Annotated in this window: 15 protein-coding genes; all 15 read left to right on the top strand. The window is 64.3% G+C overall.

The genetic code is table 11. The annotated features are described in order from the left end of the window. The 15 genes from ACTIEY_RS03960 to ACTIEY_RS03890 all read left to right on the top strand — a co-directional run bounded on the left by ACTIEY_RS03960 (nucleotide 1) and on the right by ACTIEY_RS03890 (nucleotide 18,387). The gene (locus ACTIEY_RS03960; RefSeq protein ID WP_439517786.1) at nucleotides 1-675 is read left to right on the top strand and encodes a type 4a pilus biogenesis protein PilO; all 675 of its coding nucleotides are present in this window, start codon (nucleotides 1-3) and stop codon (nucleotides 673-675) included. Then, nucleotides 675-1,226, top strand: a complete 552-nt coding sequence (locus ACTIEY_RS03955) for a pilus assembly protein PilP (protein ID WP_439517785.1) — start codon at nucleotides 675-677, stop codon at nucleotides 1,224-1,226. Before ACTIEY_RS03960 ends, ACTIEY_RS03955 begins: the two co-directional genes overlap by 1 nt. Continuing rightward, nucleotides 1,223-3,346 carry a type IV pilus secretin PilQ gene (gene pilQ / locus ACTIEY_RS03950; RefSeq protein WP_439517784.1) on the top strand — a complete coding sequence of 708 codons (2,124 nt, stop codon included), beginning with the start codon at nucleotides 1,223-1,225 and terminating at the stop codon, nucleotides 3,344-3,346. The genes ACTIEY_RS03955 and pilQ overlap by 4 nt, the downstream gene beginning before the upstream one ends. Before the next feature lie 23 nt (nucleotides 3,347-3,369). Beyond that, nucleotides 3,370-3,909, top strand: a complete 540-nt coding sequence (locus tag ACTIEY_RS03945) for a shikimate kinase (protein ID WP_439518271.1) — start codon at nucleotides 3,370-3,372, stop codon at nucleotides 3,907-3,909. Between the two features lie 47 nt (nucleotides 3,910-3,956). Then, on the top strand, nucleotides 3,957-5,081 hold the full coding sequence (gene aroB, locus ACTIEY_RS03940; protein ID WP_439517783.1) for a 3-dehydroquinate synthase: 1,125 nt from the start codon (nucleotides 3,957-3,959) through the stop codon (nucleotides 5,079-5,081). Continuing rightward, entirely contained in the window at nucleotides 5,078-6,268 is a 1,191-nt protein-coding gene (locus ACTIEY_RS03935; protein WP_439517782.1) for a deoxyguanosinetriphosphate triphosphohydrolase, read from the top strand. The genes aroB and ACTIEY_RS03935 overlap by 4 nt, the downstream gene beginning before the upstream one ends. Beyond that, nucleotides 6,265-7,461, top strand: a complete 1,197-nt coding sequence (locus ACTIEY_RS03930) for an MFS transporter (RefSeq protein WP_439517781.1) — start codon at nucleotides 6,265-6,267, stop codon at nucleotides 7,459-7,461. The genes ACTIEY_RS03935 and ACTIEY_RS03930 overlap by 4 nt, the downstream gene beginning before the upstream one ends. A gap of 33 nt (nucleotides 7,462-7,494) precedes the next feature. Beyond that, nucleotides 7,495-8,196, top strand: coding sequence for a transposase (locus ACTIEY_RS03925; RefSeq protein ID WP_439517780.1), 702 nt, complete (start codon nucleotides 7,495-7,497; stop codon nucleotides 8,194-8,196). Between the two features lie 182 nt (nucleotides 8,197-8,378). Next, entirely contained in the window at nucleotides 8,379-13,157 is a 4,779-nt protein-coding gene (locus tag ACTIEY_RS03920) for a glutamate synthase-related protein (RefSeq protein ID WP_439517779.1), read from the top strand. Between the two features lie 35 nt (nucleotides 13,158-13,192). Then, nucleotides 13,193-14,659, top strand: a complete 1,467-nt coding sequence (locus ACTIEY_RS03915; protein ID WP_439517778.1) for a glutamate synthase subunit beta — start codon at nucleotides 13,193-13,195, stop codon at nucleotides 14,657-14,659. Between the two features lie 109 nt (nucleotides 14,660-14,768). Then, nucleotides 14,769-15,596, top strand: a complete 828-nt coding sequence (locus ACTIEY_RS03910; RefSeq protein ID WP_439517777.1) for an ABC transporter ATP-binding protein — start codon at nucleotides 14,769-14,771, stop codon at nucleotides 15,594-15,596. Beyond that, the gene (gene mlaE, locus ACTIEY_RS03905; protein WP_439517776.1) at nucleotides 15,593-16,375 is read left to right on the top strand and encodes a lipid asymmetry maintenance ABC transporter permease subunit MlaE; all 783 of its coding nucleotides are present in this window, start codon (nucleotides 15,593-15,595) and stop codon (nucleotides 16,373-16,375) included. The genes ACTIEY_RS03910 and mlaE overlap by 4 nt, the downstream gene beginning before the upstream one ends. 29 nt (nucleotides 16,376-16,404) lie before the next feature. Beyond that, nucleotides 16,405-16,896, top strand: coding sequence for an outer membrane lipid asymmetry maintenance protein MlaD (mlaD, locus tag ACTIEY_RS03900; protein WP_439517775.1), 492 nt, complete (start codon nucleotides 16,405-16,407; stop codon nucleotides 16,894-16,896). Between the two features lie 20 nt (nucleotides 16,897-16,916). Further along, a complete protein-coding gene (locus ACTIEY_RS03895; RefSeq protein WP_439517774.1) occupies nucleotides 16,917-17,678 on the top strand; it encodes an MlaA family lipoprotein in 762 nt (253 codons plus the stop codon). An 88-nt stretch (nucleotides 17,679-17,766) separates the two neighbouring features. After that, nucleotides 17,767-18,387: an MlaC/ttg2D family ABC transporter substrate-binding protein gene (locus ACTIEY_RS03890; protein ID WP_439518270.1), complete on the top strand. Its 621-nt coding sequence runs from the start codon at nucleotides 17,767-17,769 to the stop codon at nucleotides 18,385-18,387. Nucleotides 18,388-18,392 lie beyond the last annotated feature (5 nt).

The raw sequence follows: 18,392 nt of genomic DNA, 5'->3' as shown, positions 1-18,392 counted from the left end.
ATGGCCAAATCGCCCAGCATCCAGGTGGATTTCAAGGGAATCCAGGACAAGCTCAAGTCGCAGTTCAGCGGCCTTGACCCGAACGACCCTTCCCAGTGGCCAGCCCTGCCACGCAACCTTCTGTTCGTGGCGGCCTGTGCCGCGGTCATAGCCGGCCTCTGGTTCGCGCTGTTCAAGGCGTCCGATGAAGAACTGATTGCGGAGAAAGCGCGTGAAGTCACGCTGCGTGAGGACTACCGCAAGAAGCTCGTCCAGGCGGTGAACCTCGATGCACTCAAGAAGCAGCTGGAGCAGGTCCAGCAGTACGTGACCCAGCTCGAGAAGCAGTTGCCCAGCAAGGCGGAGATGGATGCGCTGCTGTCCGACATCAACCAGGCGGGCCTCGGCCGCAGCCTTCAGTTCGAACTGTTCCGGCCCGGTCAGGTCAGCGTGCGGGAGTACTACGCCGAGCTGCCAATTTCCGTGCGCGTCACCGGCACTTACCACGACATCGGCTTGTTCGCCGCCGACATCGCGAACCTCTCGCGCATCGTCACCCTGAACAACCTGACCCTCACGCCGGTCAAGGACCGCGAAGGTGTGTTGACCATGGATGCCACCGCCAAGACGTTCCGTTACCTGGATCAGGAAGAAGTTGCGCTGCAGCAAAAGGCAGCCCAGGGAGCCCCGAAGTGATGCAGACCCGATGGTTGATGCCGGGGACGTTCCTGGCGCTGGCAATGGGATTGACGGCGTGCACGTCGTCCAGCCAGGATGAGCTCCAGACGTGGATGCAGACCGAGCGCAACTCGATCAAGCCCTCCGTCCAGCCCATTCCCGAACCCACCAAGTTCGTACCGCAGGAGTATGTGGGCGAACGCATGACGCCTCCATTCAGCAGCGAGAAGCTGGCCAGCGTGTTGCGCGGCAGTCAGACGGTACCCGTGGCCAACGCGGCGCTGATCGAACCCGAACTCGCTCGCCGCAAGCAACCGCTTGAAGCCTACCCGCTGGACGTCATGACGATGGTCGGCAGCCTGAATCGTGGCGGCCAGCTGGTGGCGCTGGTGAAGGTGGACAGCCTGCTGTACCAGGTTCGCCCCGGCAACTACCTGGGACAGAACTACGGTCGCGTGACCCGGATCAGCGAAACCGAAGTGCTGATGCGCGAGATCGTGCAGGACTCATCAGGCGAATGGACCGAGCGCCCTGCGGCGCTGCAGCTACAAGAGGAAGTCATTAAATGAACAAGCCAAACAAGGCGACCGGTTTTGCAGCCGTGGAGCGGGGGGTGCTCAAGGGCGCAATCTTTGCGTGCATGACGCTGACGAGCTTCTGGGCGCAGGCTCAGAACGCGATCCAGTCGATCACCGGGGGCGTGCAGGGCGGCGTGGAGGTGGTGCGGATCACGACCACCGAGCCGCTGGCAGCAGTGCCGACCGGTTTCACCATTCAGGCGCCGGCTCGCATCGCCCTGGACTTTCCCGGCGTGGCCAATTCCATTGGGCGCAACGCCATTGAAGTCAACGAAGGCAACATCCGTTCGGTCAATGTCGTTCAGGCCGGTGACCGCACGCGTGTGGTCGTCAACCTCAAGCAGTCGGCTTCGTATCAGACGCGGGTGGATGGCAAGACCCTGCTCGTGGTGCTGGACCGTGCACAACCCGTGACAGCGACCACGGCGCCGCCGGCTGCGTTTGCAGAAAGCCGCAATCGCGACGTGACCGCCCTGCGGGACATCGATTTCCGCCGCGGCGTGGGCAACGCTGGCCGTGTGGTGGTGGATCTGGCCAACAACCAGGTGGGCGTGGACATTCGCCAGCAAGGACAGAACCTGGTCGTCGAATTCCTCAAGACGTCCCTGCCCGAAGGCCTGCGTCGTCGTCTGGACGTGAGCGACTTCGGCACGCCCGTCCAGAGCGTGACGACCACGCAGACCGGTGACCGCGTGCGCATGGTGGTGGCACCCACTGGCAACTGGGAACACTCGGCCTACCAGAGCGACAACCAGTTCGTTCTCGAAGTGCGCGAACAGAAGATCGACTCCTCCAAGCTCACGCAGGGCCCTGGCTATAACGGCGAGAAGCTCTCACTGAACTTCCAGAACATTGAAGTGCGCACCTTGCTGCAGGTGATCGCCGACTTCACCAACTTCAACGTGGTCACCTCCGACTCGGTCACTGGCGCGGTCACCCTGCGGCTGAAAGACGTGCCCTGGGACCAGGCACTGGACATCATCCTGCAGGCCAAGGGCCTGGGCATGCGCAAGTCGGGCAACGTGCTGTGGATTGCACCCAAGGACGAAATTGCGGCACGCGAAAAGCAGGAGCTTGAATCCAAGGCTTCGATCGAAAGCCTGGAGACCTTGCGCACGCAGGGCTTCCAGATGAACTACGCCAAGGCGGCGGACATCGCCACGCAGCTGGTCTCCACGGGCTCCGGGGCCGGTAGCAGCGGCGCGTCCAATGCGCGCATCCTGTCTGAGCGCGGCAGCGTGATTTCGGAGCCGCGCACCAACCAGCTCTTCGTGACCGACATTCCCTCACGGCTGCAGCAGGTGCAGGAGCTGATCGCCAAGCTCGACATCCCGATTCGCCAGGTGATGATTGAAGCGCGCATTGTCGAAGCCGACGACAGCTTCGGCAAATCACTCGGCGTGCGACTGGGTGGTGGCGTGCGGGGCTTCAACGTGGGTTCGGTCAACGGCAACCAGGTTCAGGGCAACTTCGGCTCCACGTACGGCGCGGTCTCCACGGGCCCGACCCTGACGTCGCAGCCTTTCGTGAGCCTGCCCGCCAACCCCGGCAATGCACTCGCGGCCTCCTACGCGCTGTCGCTGTTCAGCCCCAACGCGTCGCGCTTCCTGAGCCTGGAGATTTCCGCGCTGGAATCCGATGGCAAGGGTCGCATCGTCTCCAGCCCTCGGGTGGTGACAGCCGATCAGGTCAAGGCCCTGATCGAACAAGGTACCGAGTTCCCCTATCAGACGGCCACGTCCAGCGGCGCCACGGCCATTGCGTTCCGCAAGGCCAACCTGAAGCTGGAAGTCACGCCACAGATCACGCCTGAAGGCAACATCATCCTGGACCTCGACATCAACAAGGACAGCCGTGGCGAGTCCACGCCCGATGGCATCGCCATCAACACCAAGCACGTGCAGACGCAGGTGCTGGTGGAGAACGGCGGCACGGTCGTGATCGGCGGCATCTTCGAGCAGACCGAACGCGACCAGGTGAACAAGGTGCCGCTGCTGGGCGACCTCCCGGCCCTGGGCAACCTGTTCAAGTCGCGCGAACGCATCGCCAACAAGTCCGAGCTGCTGATCTTCATCACGCCACGCGTACTGGGGCGCTCGGCCATCAATTGAGCGTCGCTGCATCGTGTTTCCTGGTGGGCCTCCCGGGGTCGGGGAAGTCCACCATCGGGCGCCAGCTCGCCCGCCGCCTTTCGCTCCCTTTCTTCGACTCCGATCACGTGATCGAAGAACGCCTGGGTTGTTCGATCCGGGAGTACTTCGAGCGGGAGGGGGAAGCGCGTTTCCGCGATCTCGAAGAATCGGTTCTTGATGAGTTGACGCGCGGCCCGGTCTCGGTGGTTTCCACCGGCGGCGGTTCGGTGCTGCGACCTGCCAACCGCGCCCACCTGCACGAGCGTGGCAACGTGGTCTACCTGCGGTCCGTTCCAGAGGAGGTGTTTCGCCGCCTGCGGCACGACCGGAACAGACCCCTTCTGCAAGTCGAGGACCCCCTGCAACGTCTGCGTGACCTGTTCGAGGCGCGTGATCCGCTCTACCGCCAGACCGCTCATTTCGTGATCGAAACGGGCCGGCCTTCGGTGGCCACACTGGTCAACATGATCATGATGCAGATCGAGCTGGCCGGCATGGCGCCGGGCCGGCGCGCCCCGGATCCGGACTCTCCAGGTCACTGAGTCACGCCCGTACGGGCGCGGTCGTCGCCCGGCATAAACTCGGGGCCATGACTTCTCTGACCTCGCACGCCAGCCTCGATCCAGTGCGCATCGACCTGGGAGATCGCAGTTATGGCATTGCGATCGGCCCTGGCCTGCTGGATGCGCCCGACACGTATGCCAATCTGCCGAAGGCGGCGAGCGCCCTGATCGTCACCAACCACACCGTTGCGCCGCTCTATGCCGAACGCCTCGCGCGGGCGCTCGCTGCCCGTTTTCCCCGCATCCACACAGTGAGCCTGCCCGACGGCGAATCGCACAAGAATTGGGAAACGCTCAACGTCATCTTTGACGCCTTGCTGACGCACGGCTGCGACCGCAAGACCGTGCTGTTTGCGCTGGGCGGCGGGGTGGTGGGCGACATGACCGGCTTCGCAGCCGCCAGCTACATGCGTGGCGTGCCTTTTGTGCAGGTGCCCACCACCTTGCTGGCGCAGGTGGACTCCTCGGTCGGCGGCAAGACGGCCATCAACCACCCCTTGGGGAAGAACATGATCGGCGCGTTCTACCAGCCGCAGCGCGTGGTGTGCGACCTCGATACCCTCAAGACGCTGCCGGCGCGCGAACTCAGTGCGGGTCTGGCCGAGGTCATCAAGTACGGGCCCATCGCCGACATGGGGTTCTACGACTGGATCGAGTCGAACATGATCGCGCTGATGCAACGCGATCCTGAAGCGCTTGGACATGCGGTGCGACGCAGCTGCGAGATCAAGGCCGAGGTGGTGGGCCAGGACGAACGCGAGGGCGGCCTGCGCGCCATCCTCAACTTTGGCCACACTTTTGGTCACGCCATTGAAGCTGGCATGGGTTATGGGCAATGGCTGCATGGCGAAGCTGTCGGATGCGGCATGGTGATGGCGGCTCGACTGTCACGCGCCCTGGGGCTGGTGGATTCGGCCTTTGTCGAACGTCTCGCAGCTCTGGTGGAGCGCGCCGGCCTGCCCACCGTGGCGCCGGTGCTCGACGCCAGAGACAACGTGGGTCGCTACCTGGCGCTGATGCGGGTCGACAAGAAGGCCGAGGCCGGCGAGATCAAGTTTGTGGTGATCGACAGCCCTGGCCATGCCAGGGTGCAGTCGGCGCCCGACGAGGTGGTGGCTCGCGTGATCGACGCCAGCGTCCGCCACCCATGACTGGGGCCGTGGTTCATGCCGTGTCGGGCCTGGCACCCTGGGCCAGCGACCCGGCGCGCAGCCGCGGTCGACGTCACCCGGAGGCTGAGGCGCCCACGCGCACGGCTTACCAGCGCGACCGCGACCGCGTGATCCACTCCACGGCGTTTCGTCGGCTGGTCTACAAGACGCAGGTGTTCCTGAACCACGAGGGGGACCTGTTTCGCACGCGGCTCACGCATTCGCTGGAAGTGGCGCAACTGGGGCGCAGCATCGCGCGTTCACTGCGGCTCAATGAAGACCTGGTCGAGGCCATCGCACTGGCGCACGACCTGGGCCACACGCCGTTTGGCCATGCAGGGCAGGACGCGCTGCATGGCTGCCTGCGGGATCTCTCGTCGCCGCCCGCGATCGACGAAGGCGATGGCTGGGGTTTCGAACACAACCTGCAGAGCTTGCGCGTGGTGGACGAGCTGGAGGAGCGCTATCCCGCGTTCGATGGTCTGAACCTTTGTTTTGAAACGCGCGAAGGCGTTCTCAAGCACTGCTCGCGGGCCAATGCGCTGCGTCTGGAGCAGCAGGAGGCCGGCGGCGTGGCTTGGCGGTTCGTGCACGGCGGATCACCCTCGCTCGAGGCGCAGCTGTGCAACCTGGCCGATGAGATCGCCTACAACGCGCACGACATCGACGACGGGGTGCGCTCGGGTTTGCTCACGATGGACCAGCTGGCGGAGGTCGAACTGTTCGAGCACTATCGCCAGCATGCGCTGCGCGTCCACCCTGCACTGACCGGTCGTCGCCTGCTGTTCGAGGCCATCCGCCTGATGCTCAGTGATCAGGTGTACGACGTGATCGACACCACGCGCGCACGCATTGCGGCTGCGGGCATCGAGGATGTGGCAGGTGTTCGCGCGGGACCCACGCTGGTGGCGTTTTCCGAAGGCATGCGCGAACGCACCCAGGCCCTCAAGACCTTCCTGTTGCGCAACCTCTACCGGCATCCGCAAGTCATGGAGACGACCCAGCGCGCGCGACGGGTGGTGGCCGATCTCTTCGGTCGCTACATGGAGATGCCTTCCGAAATGCCCGATGCCCACGGCCAGCGCCAGCATCAGGCGCGCGCCGTGGCCGACTACATCGCCGGCATGACCGATCGCTTTGCCATCCGGGAGCACGAGCGGCTGTTTGGTGCGGTGATGTTCCCGTGAACGCATCGACCATCGAGCCCCGGCGACTGGCCGCGCTGGTGGTGCTGGTGGGCGTGAGTTGCGCCCTGCACGTAGGAAAGCTGCCGGTGGCCATTCCCGTGCTTCGCGAGGCGCTCGGCATGAGCCTCGTGCAGGCGGGTTTCCTGCTCTCACTCGTTCAGTTGGCCGGCATGACGCTCGGGCTTCTCGTCGGGCTCATGGCGGATCGACTGGGACCCAGGCGCGTCATGCTCGCAGGACTCGGACTGCTTGCCCTGGGCAGCGTGTTGGGGGCACTTTCTCCCGACGTGGAGACGCTGCTGGCCACCCGTGTGCTTGAAGGCATGGGTTTCCTGCTCGCGGTGCTGCCCGCGCCAGGTTTGCTTCGCCAGCGCGTGGAGCATGGGCCGACGCTGGCGCGCTCGCTCGGTTGGTGGGGCGCCTACATGCCGCTGGGCACGGCCCTGGCGCTGCTGCTGGGCGTGCCCTTGCTCGGTGCGCTGGGTTGGCGAGGCGCCTGGTGCTTCCTGGCCGTGCTGTCGATTGCCGCCGCCGTCGCGCTGGCTCGCTGGGTCCCGCGTGATGCGCGGATTGCGCCCATCAGCCGCGACAACGCGCTGGGCCCTAGGCTGGCGCGCACCCTGCGGGCACCCGGCCCTTGGTTGATGGCGCTGGCGTTCTTCCTCTATTCCGGACAGTGGCTGGCGGTCGTCGGTTTCCTGCCCACGATCTACCAGCAGGCGGGCTACGCCAGCGGCGTGGTGGGCCTGCTCACAGCGCTGGCCGCCGGCATCAACATGGCCGGCAACATCGGTGCCGGGTGGTGGCTCGCCCGGGGGGCCCGGCCCGGCACCGTGCTCATGCTGGCTTACCTCGCCATGGGATTGGGTGCCTGGGTGGCTTTTGGCGCAGAGGGCCATCCCATCTGGCAATACCTGGCGGTGCTGGTGTTTTCTGGGGTGGGAGGGCTGATCCCTGGAACGCTGTTCGGTTTGTCGGTCAGCCTGGCGCCCGACCGCGACACCGTGTCCACCACCGTCGGCTGGATGCAGCAGTTCTCCGCCCTCGGGCAATTCCTCGGTCCTCCGCTGGTGGCCTGGGTCGCCACCCAGCTCGGTGGCTGGCAGTGGACATGGGTGGTCACAGGCGTCTCGTCGGTGCTCGGCATGGTGCTGGCCAGCCGTGTGCAGGCCGCCTGGAACCGCCGGGCATAATTGGGGCCAGATTCCCATTTCACACGTCGTGCCATGGCCCGCTTGCCCCGACTCACGGTCCCCGGATATCCCCACCATGTGATTCAGCGCGGCAACAACCGCCAGGCAATCGTCTCCAACGATGCGGACCGTGAGGTCTTGCTGGACACATTGAGCGACAACGCGCGCCGGCACCGTGTGGCCATCAACGCCTACGTGTTGATGGACAACCATTTTCATTTGCTGCTCACGCCCGAGACGGCCGATGGGGTGCCCTTGATGATGCAGGCGGTGGGGCGCAGCTATGTGCGGTATTTCAACGACCTGCATCGCCGTACCGGAACGCTGTGGGAGGGAAGGTACAAATCCACGCTGATCCAGACCGAGCGCTATCTCTTGGCGTGCATGATCTACCTGGATCTCAACCCGCTGCGGGCCGGCGTCGTCAGCGATCCGAGACAGTACGCGTGGTCCAGCCACCGCCATTTCATCGGGCAGACGCAAGACCGGCGGGTGACACCGCATCCCATGTACTGGAGCCTGGGGAACACGCCCTTTGCGCGGGAGGCCGCCTACACCGAAATGGTGCGCGCAGGACTGGATGCGCCTTCCGAATGCGCCATCACCAACGCCACCTTGCGCGGCTGGGCCCTGGGTGATCCGCATTTCCTGGCCGAACTGCAGAAGAAAACCGAGCGCCGGATCGCGCCAGCTCCGCGAGGTCGACCACCCTCCAGATCCCTGGACACTGCCTGAGCGTCGTGTGAGTCAGCGGTCTTCACATCGCATCAATCTGTCCCCAATTGATTCGAAGCGTTCGTTTACGAAGAAAAAATCGAATCTGACCCCTTTTAATATGCTTGGCATTGTTGTTGCAATGCAATATCCTTTCGAGTCCGTTTTTCGTCCCCATGCCCACGAACCGAGAAGGAAGCGCCATGAACACGGCAGCCGAGCAGCAGCACCTCCAGCAACATGGCCTGTACGACCCCGCGAACGAGCACGATGCTTGCGGGGTGGGCTTTGTGGCTCACATCAAGGGTGAGAAGAGCCATGCTATCGTCAAGCAGGGCTTGAAGATCCTGGAAAACCTGGACCACCGGGGCGCGGTGGGCGCGGACAAATTGATGGGCGATGGCGCTGGGCTGCTGATCCAGTTGCCTGACGCGCTGTACCGCGCGGAGATGGCTGCGCAGGGTGTGAACCTGCCGCCGGCCGGTGAGTATGGCGTGGGCATGATATTCATGCCCAAGGAGCATGCCAGCCGTCTGGCCTGCGAGCAGGAAATGGAGCGCGCGGTCGCGGCCGAAGGCCAGGTGCTGCTGGGCTGGCGCGACGTGCCGGTCAACAAGGACATGCCGATGTCGCCCACCGTGCGCGAGAAGGAGCCGGTGATCCGCCAGGTGTTCATCGGCCGCGGCAACGATGTGATCGTGCAGGACGCGCTGGAGCGCAAGCTCTATGTGATCCGCAAGACCGCGAGCGCCGCCATCCAGCGCCTGCAACTGACCCACAGCAAGGAATACTACGTCGTCAGCATGAGCAGCCGCACGGTGGTCTACAAGGGCTTGCTGCTCGCCGACCAAGTTGGCACCTACTTCCTGGATCTGGATGATGAACGCTGCGTGTCGGCCCTGGGCCTCGTGCACCAGCGCTTCTCCACCAACACGTTCCCGGAATGGCCGCTGGCCCACCCGTACCGCTACGTCGCGCACAACGGCGAGATCAACACGGTCAAGGGCAACTACAACTGGATGAAGGCGCGCGAGGGTGTGATGTCTTCGCCCGTGCTGGGAGACGACCTGAAGAAGCTCTACCCCATCAGCTTCGCCAGCCAGTCCGATACCGCCACGTTCGACAATTGCCTGGAACTCCTGACCATGGCGGGTTACCCGCTTGCGCAGGCCGTGATGATGATGATTCCCGAGCCCTGGGAACAGCACACCACGATGGACGAGCGCCGCAAGGCCTTTTACGAATACCACGCGGCCATGATGGAGCCGTGGGATGGCCCGGCGTCGATCGTGTTCACGGACGGCCGACAGATCGGTGCCACCCTGGACCGCAATGGCCTGCGTCCGTCGCGCTACTGCATCACCGACGATGACTTCGTGATCATGGGATCCGAATCCGGTGTGCTGCCCGTGCCGGAAAACAAGATCGTGCGCAAGTGGCGCCTGCAGCCCGGCAAGATGTTCCTCATCGACCTGGAGCAGGGCCGCATGATCGACGACGAGGAGCTCAAGGCCAACCTCGCCAATGGCAAGCCTTACAAACAGTGGATCGACAACCTGCGCATCCGCCTGGACGATGTGGAAACGCCCGTGGCGGGTGAATCGGCGCAGGAGCAGCGCATCAGTGCCACCGAACCCCAGACATCGGGCGTGGAAAACTTCGCGCCCGATCTGCTCGACCGCCAGCAGGCCTTTGGCTACACCCAGGAAGACATCAAGTTCCTGATGAGCCCGATGGCCGCCAACGGCGAAGAAGGCATCGGCTCCATGGGCAACGACAGCCCGCTGGCCGTGCTGTCCGACAAGAACAAGCCGCTCTACAACTACTTCAAGCAGTTGTTCGCGCAGGTGACCAACCCACCGATCGACCCGATCCGCGAGGCGATCGTGATGTCGCTGGTGTCGTTCATCGGCCCGAAGCCCAACCTGCTGGACATCAACCAGGTCAACCCACCCATGCGGCTGGAAGTGAGCCAGCCCGTGCTGGACGTGGCTGACATGGCCAAGCTGCGCGACATCGACGCGGTGACGCAAGGCAAGTTCCGCAGCCACACACTGGACATCACGTACCCGGCCAGCTGGGGGCGCCAGGGTGTGGAGGCCAAGCTGGCCTCGCTGTGCGCGGCCGCGGTGGACGCGATCAAGGGTCACAAGAACATCCTGATCATCAGCGACCGCAACGTGAGCGCCACCCGCATCGCCATCCCCGCGTTGCTGGCGCTCTCGGCCATCCACCAGCACCTCGTGCGCGAGGGCCTGCGCACCACGGCCGGCCTGGTGGTGGAAACCGGGACCGCGCGCGAGGTGCACCACTTCGCCGTGCTCGCGGGCTATGGCGCGGAAGCCGTCCACCCCTATCTCGCCATGGAAACGCTGTCAGCGATCCACAAGGACCTGCCCGGCGACCTCAACGCCGACAAGGCGATCTACCAGTACGTCAAGGCCATCGGCAAGGGCCTGTCCAAGATCATGTCCAAGATGGGCGTGTCCACCTACATGTCGTACTGCGGTGCCCAGCTGTTCGAAGCCATCGGCCTCAGCAGCGATGTGGTGAACAAGTATTTCAGCGGCACCGCCAGCCGCGTGGGCGGCATTGGCGTGTTCGAGATCGCCGAAGAAGCCATCCGCATGCACAAGGCGGCCTTCGGTGACGACCCCGTGCTTGCCAGCATGCTCGACGCCGGTGGCGAATACGCGTGGCGCGCGCGCGGCGAAGAGCACATGTGGACGCCCGACGCCATTGCCAAGCTGCAGCACAGCACCCGTGCCAACAACTGGAACACCTACAAGGAATACGCACAGCTCATCAACGACCAGAGCCGTCGTCATATGACGCTGCGCGGTCTCTTCGAGTTCAAGATCGATCCGGCCACGGCCATTTCCATTGACGAGGTGGAACCGGCCAGCGAGATCGTCAAGCGCTTCGCGTCGGGCGCCATGTCGCTGGGCTCCATCTCCACCGAGGCACACGCCACGCTGGCCGTGGCCATGAACCGCATCGGCGGCAAGAGCAACACCGGCGAGGGCGGTGAGGACGCGCTGCGCTACCGCAACGAACTCAAGGGCATCCCCATCAAGCAGGGCCAGACCATGTCCGACCTGCTGGGCAAGGACACCTTCGAAGTCGACTACGAGCTGCAGGCCGGCGACTCCATGCGCTCGAAGATCAAGCAGGTGGCTTCGGGCCGCTTCGGTGTCACGGCCGAATACCTCAACAGCGCCGACCAGATCCAGATCAAGATGGCGCAGGGTGCGAAGCCCGGTGAGGGCGGCCAGCTGCCCGGCGGCAAGGTGAGCGACTACATCGGCAAGTTGCGCCACAGCGTGCCGGGTGTGGGTCTCATTTCCCCCCCGCCGCATCACGACATCTACTCCATTGAGGATCTGGCGCAGCTCATCCACGACCTGAAGAACGTGGCGCCGCATTCGAGCATCAGCGTCAAGCTGGTGTCCGAGATCGGCGTGGGCACCATCGCCGCGGGCGTGGCCAAGTGCAAGGCCGACCACGTGGTGATTGCGGGGCACGACGGCGGCACCGGCGCATCGCCCTGGTCGTCCATCAAGCACGCCGGCAGCCCGTGGGAAATCGGCCTGGCCGAAACCCAGCAGACCCTGGTGCTCAACCGGTTGCGCAGTCGCATCCGCGTGCAGGCCGATGGCCAGATGAAGACCGGCCGCGATGTGGCCATCGGTGCGCTGCTCGGTGCCGATGAGTTCGGTTTTGCCACTGCACCCCTGGTGGTGGAAGGCTGCATCATGATGCGCAAGTGCCACCTGAACACCTGCCCCGTGGGCGTGGCCACGCAGGACCCGGTGCTGCGCAAGAAATTCAGCGGCAAGCCCGAGCACGTGGTGAACTATTTCTTTTTCGTCGCCGAGGAAGTGCGCCAGATCATGGCGCAGCTGGGCATTCGCAAGTTCGACGACCTCATTGGCCGCGCCGACCTGCTCGACATGAAGCAGGGGATCGAGCACTGGAAGGCCAGGGGCCTGGACTTCAGCCGCCTGCTGGCCTTGCCGCAGGTGCCGGCCGACGTGCCGCGCCTGCACACGCAGAACCAGGAACATGGTCTGCACAAGGCACTGGACGTGGTGCTGATCGAGAAGTCGCGTGCGGCGCTCGACAAGGGCGAGCGGGTGCAGTTCATCGAAGTGGCGCGCAACGTCAACCGCTCGGTGGGCGCCATGCTCTCGGGCGCGCTGACCAAGCTGCATCCAGAAGGCCTGCCCGACGATTCGATACGCATCCAGCTCGAAGGCACGGGCGGCCAGTCCTTCGGGGCCTTCCTCGCCAAGGGCATCACGCTGTACCTGATCGGCGACGCCAACGACTACACCGGCAAGGGTCTCTCGGGTGGCCGCGTGGTGGTGCGTCCCAGCATCGACTTCCGGGGAGAGGCTGCGCGCAACATCATTGTGGGCAACACGGTGATGTACGGCGCCACCACGGGCGAGGCGTTCTTCAGCGGCGTGGCCGGCGAACGGTTTGCGGTGCGTCTCTCCGGCGCCACGGCGGTGGTGGAAGGCACCGGCGACCACGGTTGCGAGTACATGACCGGCGGTACCGTCGTGGTGCTCGGCAAGACCGGTCGGAACTTCGCTGCCGGCATGAGCGGCGGCGTGGCCTATGTGTTCGACGAGGACGGCGAGTTCGCCCGGCGCTGCAACACCGCCATGGTCAGCCTGGAGAAGGTGTTGCCCGCGGCCGAGCAGGAAGCTTCCATGGACCGCGCCATCTGGCACCGCGACATGGCCGACGAGCCACAGCTCAAGAAGCTGCTCGAAGAGCACAACCGCTGGACGGGCAGCAAGCGAGCGCGTGAATTGCTGGACACCTGGGCGCAATCGCGCGGACGTTTCGTGAAGGTATTCCCCAACGAATACAAGCGCGCGCTGGGCGAGATCAACGCCCGCAAGGCCGCCGCAGCGGTCACCACGAAGGCCCAGGGATCGGCCAAGAAGACCCTGGCTCCGGCCAAGTGAGCCGCCGCACTGAAAACGATTGAAGGACACGCATCATGGGAAAAGTCACCGGCTTCATGGAATTCGAGCGTCTGGAAGAGGGCTACAAGCCCGTGCCGGAGCGCCTGAAGCATTACAAGGAATTCGTGGTGGGCCTGGACGAAGCCCAGTCCAAGGTGCAGGCCGCGCGCTGCATGGACTGTGGCACGCCGTTCTGCAACAGCGGATGCCCGGTCAACAACATCATTCCGGACTTCAACGACCTGGTGTTCCAGAACGACTGGAAGAACGCCATCACCGTCCTTCACAGCACCAACAACTTCCCGGAGTTCACCGGTCGCATCTGCCCGGCTCCGTGCGAAGCGGCCTGCGTGCTCAACGTCAACGACGACCCCGTGGGCATCAAGTCGATCGAGCACGCCATCATCGACCGCGCTTGGGCCGAAGGTTGGGTGCAGCCGCAGCCTGCGCGTCACAAGACCGGCAAGAAAGTCGCCGTGGTGGGTTCCGGCCCGGCCGGCATGGCGGCCGCCCAGCAGCTGGCGCGTGTGGGTCACGACGTGACGCTGTTCGAGAAAAATGACCGCGTCGGCGGCCTGCTGCGCTACGGCATCCCCGACTTCAAAATGGAGAAGAGCCACATCGACCGCCGCGTGGCGCAGATGGAAGCAGAAGGCGTGGTGTTCCGCACCGGCGTGATGGTGGGCAGCCTGCCCAAGGACAGCAAGGTGACGAACTGGGCCAAGGAGACCATCACGCCCGAGCAACTCCAGAAAGACTTTGATGCGGTGCTGCTCACGGGCGGCGCAGAGCAGAGTCGCGACCTGCCCGTGCCCGGCCGTGAGCTCGACGGCATCCATTTCGCGATGGAATTCCTGCCGCAGCAGAACAAGGTGAACGCGGGTGACAAGCTCAAGGGACAACTCCGCGCCGACGGCAAGCACGTGATCGTGATCGGGGGAGGCGATACCGGCAGCGACTGCGTGGGCACCAGCAACCGCCACGGCGCGGCCAGCGTCACGCAGTTCGAGGTGATGCCTCAGCCGCCCGAGCAGGAGAACAAGCCTCTTGTTTGGCCCTACTGGCCGCTCAAGCTTCGCACGAGCTCCAGCCACGAAGAAGGCTGCGTGCGGGAGTTCGCGATCTCCACCAAGGCTTTCATCGGTGAAAAAGGCAAGGTCACCGGCCTGCAGACCGTTCATGTGGAAATGAAAGACGGCAAGCTCGCCGAGATTCCCGGCACCGAGAAGACCTATCAGGCCGACATGGTGTTGCTGGCCATGGGTTTCGTGAATCCGGTCGCCAGCATTCTGGATGGCTTTGGCGTGGAAAAGGACGCCCGGGGCAATGCCAAAGCCACCACCGAGTTCATCCAGGGATACGCCACGAACGTGCCCAAGGTGTTTGCCGCTGGCGACATGCGCCGCGGCCAGAGTCTGGTGGTGTGGGCGATCCGCGAAGGCCGCCAGGCCGCGCGCTCGGTGGACGAGTACCTCATGGGGTTTTCTGATCTCCCGCGCTGACATTTATTGAAACACCGCTGATATCTATCGAAACACAGCGGCGCTCAGGGTCAACCCTGAATCCCGTATCATCCAAAAACCGGGCCCTGAACTGCCCGGTTTTTGTTTGATGCCCACCGATTCCAACACCCCTCTGGTCGAACTGCGCAGCCTCACCTTTGGTTACGGTGAGCGCGCCATCCTCGACAACATCTCGCTGACCGTGCCGCGTGGCAAGGTCACGGCGCTCATGGGCGCGTCGGGTGGCGGCAAGACCACGGTGCTCAAGCTCATCGGTGGACAGATACGTGCGCAGAAGGGCCAGACGCTGTTCGACGGCCAGGACGTGACCGTGATGAACCCCAAGGCCCTGTATGCCGCGCGGCGCCGCATGGGCATGCTGTTCCAGTTCGGGGCGCTGTTCACCGACATGAGCGTGTTCGACAACGTGGCCTTCCCGTTGATTGAGCACACGGCCTTGCCCGACGCACTGGTGCGAGACATCGTGCTCATGAAGCTCAACGCGGTGGGGTTGCGCGGTGCGCGCGATCTCATGCCCAGCGAGCTGTCAGGCGGCATGGCGCGGCGCGTGGCGCTGGCCCGTGCCATCGTGCTTGACCCCGAGCTGGTGATGTACGACGAACCGTTTGCCGGTCTGGACCCCATTTCCCTGGGCACGGCAGCACGGTTGATCCGACAGCTCAACGACGCCATGGGGCTGACCAGCATCGTCGTGTCTCACGATCTCGACGAAACCTTCCACATCGCCGATCAGGTCATCGTGCTCGCCAACGGCAAGATCGCCGCGCAGGGAACGCCCGAAGAAGTGCGCCACAGCGAAGACCCGCTGGTCAGGCAGTTCGTCAATGCCCTGCCGGACGGACCGGTGCGCTTCCACCATCCGGGGCCAGAACTGGCTGAAGACTTTGGCTTGTCCCGCGGAAGGTCACGTCGATGAATGCCCTGCACCCAGCCCGCGTGGGATTTGCCGTGCGCCGCCAGTTGGCGGACATCGGGCACGGCACCCGGCTTTTCTTCCGTCTGCTCTGGTTGCTGGGCGCTGCGCTGCGCCGCCCCGGCCTGGTGCGCGACCAGATCCATTTTCTCGGCAACCATTCGCTCGCGATCATCGCGGTCTCGGGTCTGTTCGTGGGCTTCGTGCTCAGCCTGCAGGGCTACTACATTCTTCAGCGTTACGGCTCGGCCGAGGCCCTGGGCATGATGGTGGCCCTGAGCCTGCTGCGCGAACTGGGACCTGTGGTCACCGCGCTGTTGTTCGCGGGTCGCGCGGGCACGTCGCTCACGGCCGAGATCGGTCTCATGAAGGCGGGCGAGCAACTCAGCGCCATGGAAATGATGGCCGTGGACCCGGTGCGCCGCGTGCTCGCGCCCCGTTTCTGGGCAGGCGTGTTCACCATGCCGCTGCTGGCGGCCGTGTTCAGTGCGGTCGGCATCCTGGGCGGCTGGGTCGTCGGCGTGCTGCTCATCGGCCTGGACAGCGGCGCATTCTGGAGCCAGATGCAGGGCGGTGTGGATGTGTGGGCTGATGTCGGCAATGGGGTCCTCAAGAGCATCGTCTTTGGTTTCGCCGTCACCTTCGTCGCCTTGCTCCAGGGCTTTGAGGCCCACCCCACGCCCGAGGGCGTGTCGCGCGCCACCACCCGCACCGTGGTGGTCGCATCGTTGAGCGTGCTGGCGCTGGACTTCGTCCTGACTGCCATGATGTTCAGCATCTGAGAAGCACCCCTTTCAGCGGAGAAAACACCATGCAATCTTCCAAGAACGACGTCTGGGTGGGCCTGTTTGTGCTCATCGGCGCAGCGGCCATCCTGTTTCTTGCGCTCCAATCCGCGAACCTGCTGACCCTGAATTTCGAGAAGACCTACAAAGTAGTGGGCCGGTTCGACAACGCCGGCGGCGTGAAGGCCAAGGCCGCTGTGCGCAGCGCCGGCGTGCTGGTCGGCCGCGTGGAATCCATTACGTTTGATGACAAAACCTTCCAGGCCAACATCACGCTGGCCCTGGAATCCCGCTACGCTTTTCCCAAGGACAGTTCGCTCAAGATCCTCACGAGCGGCCTGCTGGGCGAGCAGTACATCGGCATCGAGCCCGGCGGGGACGAACGCAACATCGCCGATGGCGACGTGATCACGCAGACGCAGTCGGCCGTGATCCTCGAGAACCTTATCAGCCAGTTCCTTTTCAGCCGGGCCGCCGACGGCGAAAAGGAACCGGCCAGCGAACCCACGAAAGAATGAGTCCGGCAGGGGTAGAACACATGTCAAACCAAGATCTGGGCCGCCACCGGGCCGTCAAAACGGGTGCCTTGTTGTTGTCGTTGTCGATGCTGGGCGCGTGCGCCACCGGCCCCGACGCCAACCCGCGCGATCCGCTCGAGCCTTTCAACCGCGGCGTGACCAAATTCAACGATGCCGTGGACGAGGCCGTCCTCAAGCCCGTGGCCACGGTCTACCAGGACGTCACACCTCCCCTGGTCCAGACCGGCGTGGGCAACTTCTTCAGCAACCTGGGTGATCTCTGGTCGTCTTTCAATGCCGTCCTGCAGCTGCGTCCACGCGAGGCCACCGAGAACCTCACACGCTTCAACCTGAACACCTTCTTCGGCCTGGGTGGCCTGCTCGACATCGCCAGCGAGGCCGGTATTCCGCGCACCCGCATCGATTTCGGCCAGACCATGGGGCGCTGGGGCATGCCGGCGGGCCCTTACCTCGTGCTTCCGGTGCTGGGGCCTTCGACCGCGCGCGACACAGCAGGCCTGCTGGTGGACAGCCAGGGCGACCTGATGACCGGTGTCACGCCCGTGTCGGCGCGCAATTCCTTGTATGCGCTGCGGGTCGTGCACACGCGTGCCAGCTTCCTTCGGGCGGGATCGATGCTGGAAGAGGCTGCATTGGACAAATACAGTTTCACGCGCGACCTCTACCTCAACCGGCGTCAGAGCCAGATTGACGACATGATCGACAAAGGCATCGGCACCGGCGACGGGGGCTCGCAGGAAGATACGAAAAGCAACGATTGAGGGGGAACCCCTTCACACGGCAGCCGCTCAGATGACTTACGCTGCCCTGTCTGCAGCAAGGCCAACGGCCTCGAAAGGAAAACACATGATGAAACGCCGCTCCTGGCTCGCCGCCTTGATGATGTCCGCCGCCGCGGTCTCCCTGCCCGCTCTGGCCAATGACGAGGCGCCCGACGCGCTGGTCAAGCGCGTCTCCGCAGAGGTGCTGGCTGCCATCAAGGCCGACCCAGCCATCCAGGCAGGTGACGTGAACCGCATCATGGGCCTGGTGGACACCAAGATCATGCCCAACGTGAATTTCACGCGCATGACCGCGTCGGCGGTGGGCCGCTACTGGCGCCAGGCCACCCCCGAGCAGCAAAAGCAGTTGCAGGACGAGTTCAAGACGCTGCTGGTGCGCACCTACTCCGGCGCACTGGGCGAGGTCAAGGACCAGACCGTCACCTACCGTCCCATGCGTTCCAAGCCCGAAGACACCGAGGTGGTGGTGCGCTCAGAGGTTCGCGGCAAGGGCGACCCGATCCAGCTCGACTACCGCATGGAAAAGACGCCCTCGGGCTGGAAGATCTACGACTTGAACGTGCTCGGCGTCTGGCTGGTGGAAACCTACCGCACCCAGTTTGCGCAGGAGATCGGCGCCAAGGGCATCGATGGCCTGATTGCCTCGCTGGTCCAGCGCAACAAGAGCAACACGGCCAAGGCCAGCTGATCCTT

It is taken from the genome of Hydrogenophaga sp. (assembly GCF_051858985.1).
GTDB lineage: Bacteria > Pseudomonadota > Gammaproteobacteria > Burkholderiales > Burkholderiaceae_C > Hydrogenophaga.
The sequence above is the reverse complement of the archived record's forward strand: the minus strand, read 5'-3'. Positions and strand labels throughout refer to the sequence as shown.